We start from the raw sequence: 14,036 nt of genomic DNA, 5'->3' as shown, positions 1-14,036 counted from the left end.
AGCATCAAATAAAACCCAACACAGGCTTTTACACTAGGCTTAAACACTGCTTACTTGATAAAAAAAAGCACTTAATATTTCAACAGATCGCTATTTATCGATAAACAGCGAGCTTGTTGGTGTGCGCTTTCGCACATTGTGCTGTGTCATTAGATACAAAAAATCCCCCTAAAAATGCAATCACATTCGTAGGGGGATTTTTAAACAACTGAAAATTTATCTAAACAGAAAACTACTTATCTTTAGGCTTTTCGTTGTACATTTCTTCGATTTCGTCTTGATACTTATCGTTAATAACCTTACGACGCAGTTTCTGGGTCGGTGTTAGCTCACCATCATCCATAGAAAATGCTTTTGGCAGCAACTTGAACTTCTTCACTTGCTCAAACTTCGCTAGCTCTTGTTGTAAGTCATTCACACGTTTCTCTAGCATTTCTACTATTTGGTGATTTTTAACAAGTTCCACACGGTCATGATATTTGATATTAAGCTCTTTGGCATACTCTTCTAGCGAGTCATAACAAGGAACAATCAGTGCAGAAACGAATTTGCGCGTATCAGCGATAACAGCAATCTGCTCGATAAAGTGATCTTTACCAATTGCGCCTTCAACCACTTGCGGTGCAATGTACTTACCGCCAGAAGTCTTCATTAATTCTTTGATGCGATCAGTAATGAATAGATTACCATTTTCATCAAAATGACCCGCATCACCCGTTTTCAGGAAACCATGCTCGTCAAATGTCTTAGCTGTCTCTTCTGGCATCTTGTAGTAGCCGCGCATCACCATTGGGCCACGAACAAGGATCTCATCCTTAGCGCCAATTTTCACTTCAGCGCCCGGCATCGACATACCGATCGAATCAGGGTTAAAACAACGGTCATCCCAGCACGATACTGTTGCCGTGGTTTCTGTCATGCCGTAGCCAAGTTTTACATTGATACCAATCGCGTGGAAGAAGCGACCAATGGTTTCATCAAGCTTCGCGCCACCACATGGCATGAAGTTGATGTTACCACCTAACAGAGCTCGCAGTTTAGATAACACAAGCTTGTCAGCAAGCGCATGGCTCTTCTTCAGCATGAATGATGGTGTACGACCTTCTTGATGACAAACAGAAAGCTTCGCGCCCATGTTCACCGCCCAAGTAAAGAGTACTTTACGAATAAACGGTGCTTTAGATACTTTCTCGTGAATCGCTGAGAAAATCTTCTCGTAGAAGCGAGGAACAGCAGACATAACCGTTGGTTTAACATCACTCAATGCATCACGAACTTGCATGGTGTCTTGCAAATAGCAGTTGGTTGCGCCTTTATAAAGGACATAGAAAGTCCAAGCGCGCTCAAATACATGTGATAGAGGTAAGAAACACAATGAGACGTCGTCTTTGCTTAAGCTGAGACGCTCATCATGGCCTTTTAGTTGATAGCCAACATTAGTGTAATCAAGCATTACACCTTTAGGCTGGCCCGTTGTACCAGAGGTATAGATAAGCGTCAGTAAGTCATCCATGCTGGCATCCGCAAGACGAACATCAAGCTCAGCTCGCTGCTCTTCAACACCACGAGCCATGAACTCTTTCCAAGAGACGGCAAAGCGATGTCCTTGCAGATCGATATCATCAGACATCGCCACAACAACTTCTAGCTGTTCACACTCTTCAAAAAGGCTAACCGCCGCATCGAACTGAGCTTGCTCGCCAACGAATAAGATCTTCACATCTGCATTTTGGATAATGTAAGAAGACTGCGCCGCTGTGTTGGTTGGGTAGATTGGTACCGTTACAAGACGCGCTTGTAAGGATGCGAAGTCAGCCACAGTCCACTGAGGCATATTGTTCGAGAAGATACCGATCTTATCCTGAACTCTCAATCCTTGAGCCAATAGCGCTAATGAAAGCGTATCGATTTGTTGTCCAAATTGTTCCCAGCTAATACCTTGCCATACATTGCCTACTTTGTGCTTCAAAGCTGTACGGTTGCCACCTTGGGCAATTTGGTCACGAAGTCTTTTTACGATATGAAAATCTAAATTGGCCATCTCTTTACCTTTGGCTTACACCTGTAAGCTTTTTTGAGCGCACAAGTGTACCTCTGATCATGGAAAAGGCAACTGATGAAGCTCAAAGTTATAAGTAATAGTACGTCTCACGCTAAGTTTTCTATCAACAAAAATAGCAGGTACAAAAAAACCCCAAGCCAGACTCCTAGCTTAGGGCTTATAAATCATAGGAATTAGTGTCTAGTTAAGCGCCACTACTTCGCCACAGATCATCATTAACTGATCTCGTAACCAGATGTGTCCTTTGTCCTTTTCACTTGATTCGTGCCAGCTAAGGAAGCCAGAAATCGCCGCATTATCGAATGGGAAATCTAGAATCTGAAGCTGATCTTTGTTTGCTGCATGTTCTACCATCCAACGAGGAGCTATCGTCACAAGTTCAGATTGACCAACAACGTAAAGTACGTTGCTTAAGCTCGTACCTTCGTAGAAAGGTGTGCAATCGAGGTCACGGTAAGCTTGCTCAGAGAAGCTACGTTGACCATGGATGCGAGACAGTTTAGCGTGCTTTTCGTTAAGCAACTCTGCCGCTGAAACTTCACCGTTGATGCGTGGGTGAGAAGCAGAAGCGACCACAACCAATTCATCTTGGAAGATTTCAGTGCTTGAGAAACCTTGCTCATCAAAACGCGAGTAATCAATAACGAAGTCAATTTCTTGGTAACGCATGCGCTCAGAAAGTTGACGGTCAAATTCCGCATCCATGTGCAGATTAACGCTAGGTGCTTGGTCGTTGATTGTCGACATAATCTTAGGTGCAAAACGCATGTCGCAAGGGCTACAAATTGCAAGTTTGAACAAACGAGAAGACGACTCTGGTGAGAATACAGAACTTGGCAATTCGTTGCGTACTAACTGCAGCGCTTGGCGGATTGGGCCAAACAACTGACGAGCACGTTGAGTCGGTTGAATACCACGACCTTGACGCATGAATAGCTCGTCGTTGAACATTACTTTCAAACGAGCAACAGCATTACTTACCGCTGGCTGAGACATGCCCAGATTATGAGCTGCACGTGTAATATTTTGCTCTTGCATAACTGCATCAAATACAGTCAAAAGATTTAAGTCGACTCCACGAAGTGTGCTTTCCATTCTGTAGCTTGCAATTGCACTCATTGCGTCTTTTTTCTCTAACATTCAAGTTGCCTCTTGTCGGTTCGACAGGGTTAAATTGGTAATGGTGTGGGAATAGATAACCACTAATTCTTATATTTATCAGACCGATGTTTTTCGGATTGCCATTACTATTAACCAATAAATCTCGAGCTACCAACAAGATTGATAAAGAATAATTTAATTTTACCTTAATGATTAAACAACACCTAAAAATCAGTTGCTTATGGAGTTATAAAAAAACATAAAATGCGTCACTTATGAATTTCATTTCGACTTATTTAGCTGTTCTATCGTTTTGGTTACATTTGTTACAAATTATTGAACTCGTGAATCGTTCAGCTAGGCAATTCAGAAATAACACTTATGGGTTAAGTGAGCGATGCATAACTAGGAAAATCCACCTTATCCCAAAGTTGCTTTCTCAAGTCATCTTGGTTGGACCATTTGCCCGCCAAAACCCACTCAACAAGTGCACTTGCCACGTCAGGGTAAGTGACCCTTTCAGCCTGCTTTTCACCGAGCCAACTACGCAAGATAGCCGCGTCTAAAAAACTCATGGTTTGAGCCAACCCGAGCGCTTCAAGCGTCGCCACATTACTTTGTTGTTCGAACTGTCCCTCAAGAGGCTTAAGAAGCAACTTCTTACCTAAAGTTAAGGCTTCAGATGGCAATTCAAAACCGCCGTTGGCCACCACACCAGAGCACTGATTGAGATCGAATTGGAAGCCGGCATGACTGAGTGGTTTGAACTCTATATTTTCGACTCGGCTATACTCAATCACATTCGGGTGATAACAGACAAAGTGATGAGAAACAAACTTCATCAACAACTCAGAGATCGCATCAAGATCCTCAAATGGTAGATAAACCAAGGTGAAGTCTTGTGTTGCTTTCGCTCGCTCATCACACGCTGGCGTGTGAACGATAGGTGGCAATATTGGCTGTTCAAAGTGATACCAGTGCAACCCAATGGCATGCTCTGTTGGTGCAAAATGCTGAATAACGGAATGTTCAATCCAGTTGCCCCCTTCTTTAGGCACATCGTAACGGAACGCATTTTGGTGGCTTATCCCAATACATGGCACACCTTTCCTCTTAGCCGCCCATGCCGTCACAGGTTCAAAATCATTAAGCACTAAGTCATAAGGCGCAAGATCGATCTGGTTAACCTCGCGGAGAAATCGCCAGATGTTGTTCTTGATGAATGTCTTGCCGTATTTAACCTTCCCCTGCTCGCTGTAAAAAGTTAAACCGCTGCGGGTCTGATAGTTGCCAAACGCTTCCATCGAAAAGAATTTACTCTCGTCTCGCCCAGAGAACAGAAAGTCGACATCAATATTTTGCTGACGAAAAGCGACGGCCATTGCTCTCGCTCTAGCGATGTGCCCATTTCCAGTGCCCTGTACGCCATATAAAATTTTCATTCAGGTTCCTTGAAGATGAATAATTCGAGCTCTGCTGTCTTTGCCTGTGTCTTTTTAATATGAACAACAGAACAAACAGCCATACGACTAAGCGCTATAAAATGAAGTAAATGGCTAGGCTTGTGCACGCTATACCTAGCGCTGCGCCAATCAGTACGTCCGTTAAAAAGTGCACACCGAGTAGGATTCGAGAGCCTGCAATCGCTGTCGCCCAAATCAAGCTAAAGAGATAGAGACTTGGATAAAAATGTCCGATTAGAGTCGCCATAACAAATGCAGCAGCGGAGTGCCCAGATGGCAGGCTGTATTTATCTGACGGCACAATGTGAGAGTGAAGTAATGAAGAGAATTCAGCGGGTCTGCGGCGCTTTAGGGTGTTTTTGGCTACCCAATAAATCGGTAGCTCTATCGCAAAAGCGGCTAGACCAACCATTAAAAATTCACGACCTGTGTAGCCATCAGCTAACAGCGCAATCAGAGCGATCAACACATATAGATGACCATCCCCGGTATGAGACACCGCTTTACTCAATGTTGCATGTTGCCCGCTATAACGGTTCTTCAAACAGAAAACAGAAAATGCCACATCCCAGCGGACAACAGGTTCGATAGTACGCATACGATCTCCTTAACAATCCTTATTCAGTTAAGGCTCAAGGTATGCCCCTGAAATGACAGTTAAGTGACGTTTTGAATGAACTAAAATGAATTTTGAAGCGAATTAACCGCTTTCACTAAGTAAGCTAATAGGAGCCTAGAAGCAGCCGATAAAAATAAAGCGACACAAGGCCGCTTTATTCTTCTATGTTTTTGCTTCTTTATATAAGCAAACAAACGCTACTTCTATCGTGCTAATGGTTATAGCGTTCGCTAATGATAGTAGTGCTGACTAATGATAATAGCGCTAAAGGCTATAGCGCTAATGGCTCATGCTTTTTCACCAACCCAAAATCCGCCAATATGGCGTAGGCAGCAGGGATCATAAACAACACCAGTAAGGTTGAAGCAAATATGCCAAACACAATTGAAATAACCAGAGGCTGGATAACCTGAGCCTGCAAGCTGGTTTCCGTCAACAGCGGTAGCAAACCTGCTGCGGTCGTCATTGATGTCAAAAATACCGCACGGAAACGCTCGCGACTGGCCTTCACCACCGAGTCATGAACGCTATCTCCCTCATCAACATGGTGACGAATGTATTGCACTAACAAGATGGAATCATTGACCACGATCCCGGCAAGCGACACAAAGCCCATCATGCTTGGCATACTCAAAGCGTGCCCAAGTATCCAGTGACCAACCACTACCCCAATGAAGGCTAGTGGAATCGCCAACATGACGACCACAGGTTCTAAGTAACTTCTGAACTGATAACTTAGAATCGCAAATACGCCGAATAAGCCGAGCAAGAACCCTTTGCCCATTGAGGCTCCGGTCTTCGCGGCATCTTTGGCTTCACCTTCAAAATCAAAACGTAAACCCGGGTACTTCTGAATAAGTTTGGCGGCTTCATCTTTTTGGAACTGAGCCAGAATCGCGGATGAACTCGCTTTCTTATTATCAATATCACCAAAGATACTGATGGTTCTCAGCCCATCAATACGTTGAATTCGCACGTAGTTACGCTGGAAATCTAACGTTGCCAATGTAGCTAGCGGGATTTGGCTGCCATCTGCAGTGATGATTGGGAAGTTAGCCAGTTGCTGTAAATCACCCGCTTGTTCTTTATCAAGGCGTACCTCAATCGAAATGTTCTCAACCCCAATTTGGATTTCATCCGCAGTCTGACCAAAGAAGGCCGCACGCAATTGGGAAGCAATCATCTGCCCATTCACATTGTAGGTTTCCGCACCTGGGCGAAGTTTAACTAAGATCTCTTCCTTACCCATGCGCATGTCATCAAGAACACCATGCACACCATCAAACTGATTAAGGTACTCCTGAATATCCAAAGAAGCCGATTTCAATGCAGCAAGATCATCATGTTTGGCGCGGAGCTCGATAGCACGACCACCCGGCCCCATCGTCGGTTGTTTGAAAACCAGCGAGATAGGGTCCGCCAAATCGCCGATGTCTTCCCGCCATGCATCAATGAAATCATCGATCACCGTGTTGCGACTTTCTGCACCTCGTAAGTCTAAGCGCACGGTAGCTAAGTGTGGCCCTGATTCATTGGCATCCGCGTTTGCATTGAATTGGCTGGTGATATGCTCAACCAATCTATTACCGTCCTCGACGTCTTCACTCCACTGCTCATTCAAACGTTCAGCAGATGCGACTATTTTATCGACCACTTTCTCGGTTTGAGACAGTGATGCGCCCGGTGGAAGAATGATGCGAGCCTCGGCAATATCACCATCCAACTCAGGAAATGGTTGGAATTTGACAACACCACCAGCAATCAAGGCTACCGAAAGCAACAGCAGGGTCAGCACTCCGCCCATAAAGGCATAGCGGAATGTCACCACTTTCTCAACCATGTTCATCAAAGTGGTATTACGAAAGTTCTCAAACTTCTCTAACAACACAACTTTGAAGCGCAGCGCTGGCTTGTCATTCTTTTCTTTGTGTAATGAATGAGACAAGTGATTAGGCAAAATCAGGAAGGCTTCAATCAAGCTCAACGACAGCACTAATATCAATACTTGAGGAACAGCCTTAAGCACCGCGCCCATCTCTCCATCGAGAAACAGCAAGCTACCGAAAATACACACCGTAGTTAAGAAAGAAGATAACACTCCGGGAAGCACTTTCTTAACGCCGTTGTACACCGCATCATCAACGTTTTGCCCCCGATCTAAATGGGACGCTATCGATTCGGCTATCACGATGGCGTCATCCATCATGATACCAATCGCCATTAGCAAGCCAACCAATGACATGATGTTAATCGATAAACCAAGGTTAGCCATCAAGAACAAACCACCAAGGAAGGCTACCGGCAGGCCAGCAGCTACCCAGAATGAATAACGCAAACTGAAGAACAACCACATGGTGGCAAATACCAGAACAATACCTTGCCAGCCATTGCGCACCATCATGGTTAAGCGATCCCAAAGTACCGACGAGAGATCGTTGGTCATTTGTAGCGTCACGCCATCAGGGGCAATCGCGCTCTGATCTTCAACGAAACGCGTCACGTTCTCTTTGATTCGTAACGCATCATCTTCTTTGTTTTTACTGATTTTCAACAGAGCCGATGGCTTTCCATCAAACAACACCTTCTGTTCATCAAGCTCAAAGCGGTCGGTTATTTTTGCAATGTCTCTCAGACGGATCACTGATCCATTAGGCGCAGAGCCAACCACGATACTTTCCAGCTCAACCGGTGTAATTCGTCTTTCATCAAAACGAATCAGAAAATTCTTGTCTGGTGTTTCAACGTTACCGCTTGGCAGTTTTACATTCTGACGGCCAATCTGGTCTGCGATATCACCGACACTCAAACCCAGCTGGCGAATCGCTTGAGTATCCAGTTCAACGCGGTATTGATGATCAGAGAAGCCGCTAACATCGACTAGTGAAACATCATAATCAAGCTTCATGATACGTTTGAGGTCTTCAGCGTAGGCCTTAAGCTCCGGCCACGACGTTTCTGCTGTGATGGCGATATCAACAACTGGTTCATTCCAATCCAGTTCTTGAACAACAGGCGATTCAATCTCAGTCGGGAAATCATTGATCGAGTTGATTTGAGTTTGTACATCCACCAGCATTCGGCCGATATCCGCTTTCTCATTCAACTTCAGGATTAGACGTGCGCTACCTTCGATGGCTTCACACTGAGTCTCTTCAATGTTAGCTAGGCCATCGACGGCATCTTCCATTCGTACACACAAGCTCTCTTCCACTTCTTGTGGTGATGCACCGGGATACACGATGGCAGCCATAATGTAAGGCGGATCATAAGCGGGGAAGGTTTCACGCTTGATGGTTGATAATGAGCTTATACCCATGATCAATAACCCAAGCATCAACAAGTTTGCCGCTGTTGGGTGCCTAGAAAAGAACTTGATCATGACGCACTCTCCTGAGTATCCGATTCAAGCTTGGCCTCTTCAGAGTTCGACTCTTTCAGTAACATGCCTTCAATTGCTGGCAGAACATCATTGAGAACCAGTTTATCTCCAGTTTGTAGCTCGCCACTCACAACCACTTGATTGTCTCTGCGATAAAGCACTTCAACATTCACCACTTGCAAGCGCTGATTGTCATCCATCAGATAAACCTTATCACCGTGCAAAGCGCGCTCTGGGACAACCCAACTAAGGTTGGCCAAGCCTTCAATCTCTGCTTTGACGAACATGCCATTGACCAAAGGCGTTGCACTGCTTGGCTGCAGAGCTGAATAGTCTTGACCAATTTCAAGAATGATCCCCGCAGTTGCTTGGTTCTCATCAACGGTTTCACTGATTCTCGCAACCTTTGCAGGCCAATTGAGGTTAAGGCTGCCACTGTTTAGCTGAATACTTGCTTTGATTGGCGCTTCATAAGGGTTTGGTATGCCTGCGGCATCACGAGGGAATTGAGTAAAGCTTGAGGCTAAAGTTTGCATATCGTGAATAGAGAGTTGCGCCTCAACTTCCATAACTTTAATCCCGTGAGCAACAAACATCTCTTGCTGAAGATTAACCACTTGGTTCTGTTCAATATCGACCTGAGCTATTCGCATCGCTCTAGGTAAAGTAATGGTCGTTTTATCCAAAGAGCGTTGCGCCTCTTTTACTTTAGAGACATTCACCTTAATCACTGCTTCCGCAACACGCTTTTCATCTGGCATCAATGCAATTTGGTTGTCAATATCCAATACAAGCTTCTGTTGAGACAACGCACTTTGCTGCTGGAGATCAACATCGGATTGAGAAGTTAGGCCTTTCTTGCGCAGATCTTGTTTACGTTGCAGCTCTTTATTGCTGATCACTAAGCGGTTCTTTTCGATCTTTAAGGTCTGCTTAAGGTTATCTTCTTCTTGGTTTAACTTAGCTAATGAAGTCTGGCTTGATTTAAGATCCGCTTCAGCTTGTACCAACTTCAACTCGTAATCCAAAGGATCGATCTTAAGTACCTCAGTTCCCGCTGGAATGATCTGCCCTTTTTCTAGGTCTGGATGTCGATAAACAATCTGCCCTGTCACCTCGGCGATGGCTTTCCATTCAACTTTAGGGACTACTTTGCCAAAGCCCACTGCCAACGGCGCGATCATTTGTTGTTCTAAACTGACTGTTTCGACTAGACGAGCCCTATCTCCCGCGGGCTTAGTCGGCAGATCCGGCTTTAAGCCAATCGCAGTCACAAGGCCGATGACACCAACCGCAAGTGCTGGAAAGAAGAGTAGTTTTTTATTTATTTTCATTATCTTTTGTCCTGCTCTGCAGAAGGGCTCGGTGCATTGATAAAGCCTTCGGTCATCAATTGAATGTTGTGTTCGATTAAACGGTTAAGAAATTCTTCATTAATCTCAATACCATGGATTGCTAATAGAGGGGGCGGAGCAATGAAGGGAAACACCATCAAGCTTATATACGAAACTCGACACAACTTTGGATCCATATTCTGTTTTAAGATGCCTTGTTCAACCAGCTTTTCAAAAATGACATCTTGTGCTGGCTTGGCGACATCGAGAAAAACCTTTTCGAGCAACTCTCTTTGCACTTCAGAGGGAGGCATATTCATCACTTGAGCAATCAAGCGAGGAAACTTGGGGACCTTGACCATCTCTTTATAATAAGTCCGCATTAAATCAAGAAAGTTCTCATGGCTGCTTTCTTCAACCAATCTCTGCATTTGCAATTGCATCGGTCGTAGCGTTTCACGCAGCATCGCCTCAAATAATCCAGCCTTACTGCCAAAGTAATAACGGATCATCGCAATGTTCACACCCGCACGATCAGCAATCAGGCGTGTCGAGACCTTGTCGTATGACTGAACGACAAACAGATCACGAGCATGCTCAATCAATAATTGTCGAACATCTAAGTTCTGTTGAGGTCGCCCCGCTTTTCGTGCCGTCATGCATCAACCTATCTCTATAATTAATCATTCGATTAATTATAGAGATAAACAGGCATAACAGTAGAAGATTAATTACTCACTATTTAATCAATTGATTAATTACTTTAGTCACGCTTGTGATTTTTTTGGTGAATCGTTCCATTAAAAATATTTACTACAAAGTTTTAACCTACACATCAGCCAAACGATAAACTAACCCGCCAATACAAAACCACCATTTAGTTGATATCGCTAACACTTAAACAAAAAACAGCACAAACAAAACCAAAACACTGCCAATGCACGCTGATATTGGATTTTCTTGTTTGACGCTCAGAATAAATTACGGTAAATATGGTGTTAACAGTTTATTTACGGATATTTGTGTAATGATTTTTTCTTCTTCTCTACTGCTGAAACTTCTCCTTATCGTGAACCAATCGCGCGGGTAAGTTGTGGGTCAAGAACTACACAAATATTAAAACCCGCACTAAGCGGGTTTTTTTGTAACTGGCACTTTTAAAAGAACATCATTCTTAATAATAATTTGGATAGCAATCGATTCATTATCGATATAAGGAAGCACCCATGAACGATCAAGTAATAATTTTTGATACTACCTTACGTGACGGCGAGCAAGCATTGGCTGCAAGCCTTACGGTAAAAGAGAAGTTACAGATCGCTTATGCTCTTGAGAGACTGGGTGTAGATGTTATCGAAGCTGGCTTCCCTATTTCTTCTCCAGGCGATTTCGAATCAGTACAAACCATCGCTAAACACATCAAAGACAGCCGTATTTGTGCGCTTTCTCGTGCCGTAGCGAAAGATATCGATGCCGCTGCAGAAGCGCTTAAAGTTGCTGACCAGTTCCGTATTCATACCTTCATCTCAACATCAACGGTTCACGTACAAGACAAATTACGCCGCAGCTACGATGACGTAGTAGAGATGGCAGTGAAAGCAGTCAAGCACGCTCGTAACTATACCGATGATGTTGAATTCTCTTGTGAAGATGCCGGCCGTACCCCTATCGACAACCTATGTCGTATGGTTGAAGCCGCGATTAACGCAGGCGCTAAGACCATCAACATTCCAGACACGGTAGGCTATACAGTACCGAATGAGTTTGGTGGCATTATTAAAACGCTATTCGATCGCGTACCCAACATCGACCAAGCGATCATCTCTGTTCACTGTCACGATGACTTAGGTATGTCGGTTGCAAACTCAATTGCAGCTGTGCAAGCGGGCGCTCGCCAAATTGAAGGCACAATCAATGGTATTGGCGAACGTGCAGGTAATTGTTCTTTAGAAGAAATAGCAATGATCATCAAAACTCGTCAAGAGCTTTTGGGTGTTCATACTGGCTTGGATCACAAGGAGATCCACCGTACCAGTAAGTTGGTAAGTCAGCTTTGCCACATGCCAATTCAAGACAACAAAGCAATCGTCGGTGCTAACGCATTCAGCCACTCTTCAGGTATTCACCAAGATGGCATGCTAAAGAACAAGAACACTTATGAGATCATGACGCCTGAGTCTATTGGCTTGAAAAACAAAGCCTTAAACCTAACAAGCCGTAGTGGCCGAGCAGCGGTTAAGAGTCACATGGACGCTATGGGTTATAAAGATAATGAGTACAACCTAGATTCATTGTACGAAGACTTCTTGAAGCTTGCTGACCGTAAAGGACAAGTGTTCGATTACGACCTAGAAGCATTGATGCACTTCGCGAATCTACGTGATGAAGATGACTTCTATAAACTTAACTACCTAAGCGTACAATCTGGTAGTGTTATGTCTACCACCAGCATCAAACTGCAATGTGGTGATGAAGAGAAATGCGAAGCCGCTGTCGGCAATGGCCCTGTTGATGCTTTATACCAATGTATCTACCGCTTAACAGGCTACGAAATAGCGTTGGATAAGTTCGACCTAACTGCAAAAGGTGAAGGCGAAGATGGCTTAGGTCAAGCGGACATCATTGCTAACTATAAAGGCCGTAAGTACCACGGTACTGGCGTTTCAACCGATATCGTTGAAGCTTCTGGTCAAGCGTTGCTACACGTTATCAATAGCATTCAACGCGCAGACACTATTGCTGAAATGAAGCAGCAAAAATTCGCGACTGTTTAAGACCCCAATAACAGAGCCCTAGAGCCGATGTTGTTGGCTTTAGGGACAAAATTTAAAACGAGCCAAACAGCTCAGTAACAAGAATTAAAGGATTAACATGACAGATAAATCATACAAAATTGCCGTACTACCTGGTGATGGCATTGGCCCAGAAGTAATGCAACAAGCACACAAGGTGCTAGACGCGATTGAAAAGAAACACGCAATTAGCTTTTCTCGCGAAGAGTATGATGTTGGTGGTATCGCAATTGATAACCACGGCTGTCCACTTCCAGAAGCAACAGTTGCAGGTTGTGAAGAATCTGACGCGGTACTTTTTGGTTCTGTCGGCGGCCCTAAATGGGAACATCTTCCACCAAACGACCAACCTGAACGTGGTGCGCTACTTCCGCTACGTAAACACTTCCAACTGTTCTGTAACCTACGTCCTGCACAAATCCACAAAGGTCTAGAGTCTTTCTCTCCTTTGCGTGCTGACATCTCAGGTAACGGCTTCGATATCGTTGTAGTTCGTGAACTAACAGGCGGCATCTACTTCGGCCAACCTAAAGGTCGTGAAGGCGAAGGCGCAACTGAGAAAGCTTTTGATACAGAGGTTTATCACCGTTACGAGATCGAACGTATTGCAAAGATTGCGTTTGAATCTGCACGTCTACGTAACAAAAACGTTTACTCAATCGACAAAGCAAACGTTCTGCAGAGCTCTATCTTATGGCGTGAAGTGGTTGAAGAAATCGCAAAAGATTACCCAGATGTCACGCTAAACCACATGTACATCGACAACGCGACCATGCAGCTAATCAAAGACCCATCTCAGTTTGACGTAATGCTATGTTCAAACATCTTTGGTGACATCATCTCTGATGAGTGCGCAATGATCACAGGCTCCATGGGTATGCTTCCTTCTGCAAGCTTAAACGAAAGCAACTTCGGCCTATACGAACCAGCAGGTGGCAGCGCACCAGATATCGCAGGTAAGAACATTGCGAACCCAGTCGCGCAAATTCTTTCTGCAGCGCTAATGCTTCGTTACAGCCTAGGCGAAGAAGCGGCAGCACAAGACATCGAATCAGCGGTATCTAAAGCACTTTCTGCAGGTGAGCTAACGGCAGACCTTGCAGGTAAGAACCAAGCACTGACTACCTCTGAAATGGGTGACAAGATCGCTGAGTACATCTTAGCTTCATAAGCTAAATGCTCCGATTGAAGCAAGTACATAAGAATAATATCAAGCCAAGTCATCGTAAACCGCATGACTTGGCTCGAAACAAACACTGGGACTGATGATCCCAAGGAAGAAAAGC

Annotated in this window: 9 protein-coding genes; 2 read left to right on the top strand and 7 right to left on the bottom strand. The window is 44.4% G+C overall.

Annotated elements, in window-relative coordinates; genetic code table 11:
• Nucleotides 1–232: 232 nt before the first annotated feature.
• The 7 genes from AB4589_RS02580 to AB4589_RS02550 all read right to left on the bottom strand — a co-directional run bounded on the left by AB4589_RS02580 (nt 233) and on the right by AB4589_RS02550 (nt 10,617).
• A complete protein-coding gene (locus AB4589_RS02580; RefSeq protein WP_135382999.1) occupies nt 233–2,041 on the bottom strand; it encodes a long-chain fatty acid--CoA ligase in 1,809 nt (602 codons plus the stop codon).
• 201 nt (nt 2,042–2,242) lie between these two features.
• A complete protein-coding gene (gene leuO / locus AB4589_RS02575; protein ID WP_017100430.1) occupies nt 2,243–3,202 on the bottom strand; it encodes a transcriptional regulator LeuO in 960 nt (319 codons plus the stop codon).
• A 347-nt stretch (nt 3,203–3,549) separates the two neighbouring features.
• A complete protein-coding gene (locus AB4589_RS02570; RefSeq protein WP_372099230.1) occupies nt 3,550–4,605 on the bottom strand; it encodes an MJ1255/VC2487 family glycosyltransferase in 1,056 nt (351 codons plus the stop codon).
• A 94-nt stretch (nt 4,606–4,699) separates the two neighbouring features.
• Complete coding sequence (locus AB4589_RS02565; protein WP_009847812.1) at nt 4,700–5,224, bottom strand: phosphatase PAP2 family protein; 525 nt, start codon at nt 5,222–5,224, stop codon at nt 4,700–4,702.
• Between the two features lie 292 nt (nt 5,225–5,516).
• On the bottom strand, nt 5,517–8,624 hold the full coding sequence (locus AB4589_RS02560) for an efflux RND transporter permease subunit (RefSeq protein WP_372099228.1): 3,108 nt from the start codon (nt 8,622–8,624) through the stop codon (nt 5,517–5,519).
• The gene (locus tag AB4589_RS02555) at nt 8,621–9,958 is read right to left on the bottom strand and encodes an efflux RND transporter periplasmic adaptor subunit (protein ID WP_371709219.1); all 1,338 of its coding nucleotides are present in this window, start codon (nt 9,956–9,958) and stop codon (nt 8,621–8,623) included. Before AB4589_RS02555 ends, AB4589_RS02560 begins: the two co-directional genes overlap by 4 nt.
• Nucleotides 9,958–10,617 carry a TetR/AcrR family transcriptional regulator gene (locus AB4589_RS02550; RefSeq protein ID WP_371709220.1) on the bottom strand — a complete coding sequence of 220 codons (660 nt, stop codon included), beginning with the start codon at nt 10,615–10,617 and terminating at the stop codon, nt 9,958–9,960. Before AB4589_RS02550 ends, AB4589_RS02555 begins: the two co-directional genes overlap by 1 nt.
• 567 nt (nt 10,618–11,184) lie before the next feature.
• On the opposite strand from AB4589_RS02550, the gene leuA reads away from it, so the two are divergent.
• Nucleotides 11,185–12,732 carry a 2-isopropylmalate synthase gene (leuA, locus tag AB4589_RS02545; RefSeq protein ID WP_009847816.1) on the top strand — a complete coding sequence of 516 codons (1,548 nt, stop codon included), beginning with the start codon at nt 11,185–11,187 and terminating at the stop codon, nt 12,730–12,732.
• A 97-nt stretch (nt 12,733–12,829) separates the two neighbouring features.
• Nucleotides 12,830–13,921: a 3-isopropylmalate dehydrogenase gene (gene leuB, locus AB4589_RS02540; protein ID WP_372099225.1), complete on the top strand. Its 1,092-nt coding sequence runs from the start codon at nt 12,830–12,832 to the stop codon at nt 13,919–13,921.
• Nucleotides 13,922–14,036 lie beyond the last annotated feature (115 nt).

The organism is Vibrio sp. 10N.222.49.A3, assembly GCF_041475145.1.
Taxonomy (GTDB): Bacteria; Pseudomonadota; Gammaproteobacteria; order Enterobacterales; family Vibrionaceae; genus Vibrio; species Vibrio tasmaniensis_A.
The sequence above is the reverse complement of the archived record's forward strand: the minus strand, read 5'-3'. Positions and strand labels throughout refer to the sequence as shown.

Coding starts and splice junctions, on each gene's coding strand:
- AB4589_RS02580 (WP_135382999.1), bottom strand. CDS start 2,041: ATGGCCAATTTAGATTTTCATATCGTAAAAAGACTTCGTGACCAAATT.
- leuO (WP_017100430.1), bottom strand. CDS start 3,202: ATGTTAGAGAAAAAAGACGCAATGAGTGCAATTGCAAGCTACAGAATG.
- AB4589_RS02570 (WP_372099230.1), bottom strand. CDS start 4,605: ATGAAAATTTTATATGGCGTACAGGGCACTGGAAATGGGCACATCGCT.
- AB4589_RS02565 (WP_009847812.1), bottom strand. CDS start 5,224: ATGCGTACTATCGAACCTGTTGTCCGCTGGGATGTGGCATTTTCTGTT.
- AB4589_RS02560 (WP_372099228.1), bottom strand. CDS start 8,624: ATGATCAAGTTCTTTTCTAGGCACCCAACAGCGGCAAACTTGTTGATG.
- AB4589_RS02555 (WP_371709219.1), bottom strand. CDS start 9,958: ATGAAAATAAATAAAAAACTACTCTTCTTTCCAGCACTTGCGGTTGGT.
- AB4589_RS02550 (WP_371709220.1), bottom strand. CDS start 10,617: ATGACGGCACGAAAAGCGGGGCGACCTCAACAGAACTTAGATGTTCGA.
- leuA (WP_009847816.1), top strand. CDS start 11,185: ATGAACGATCAAGTAATAATTTTTGATACTACCTTACGTGACGGCGAG.
- leuB (WP_372099225.1), top strand. CDS start 12,830: ATGACAGATAAATCATACAAAATTGCCGTACTACCTGGTGATGGCATT.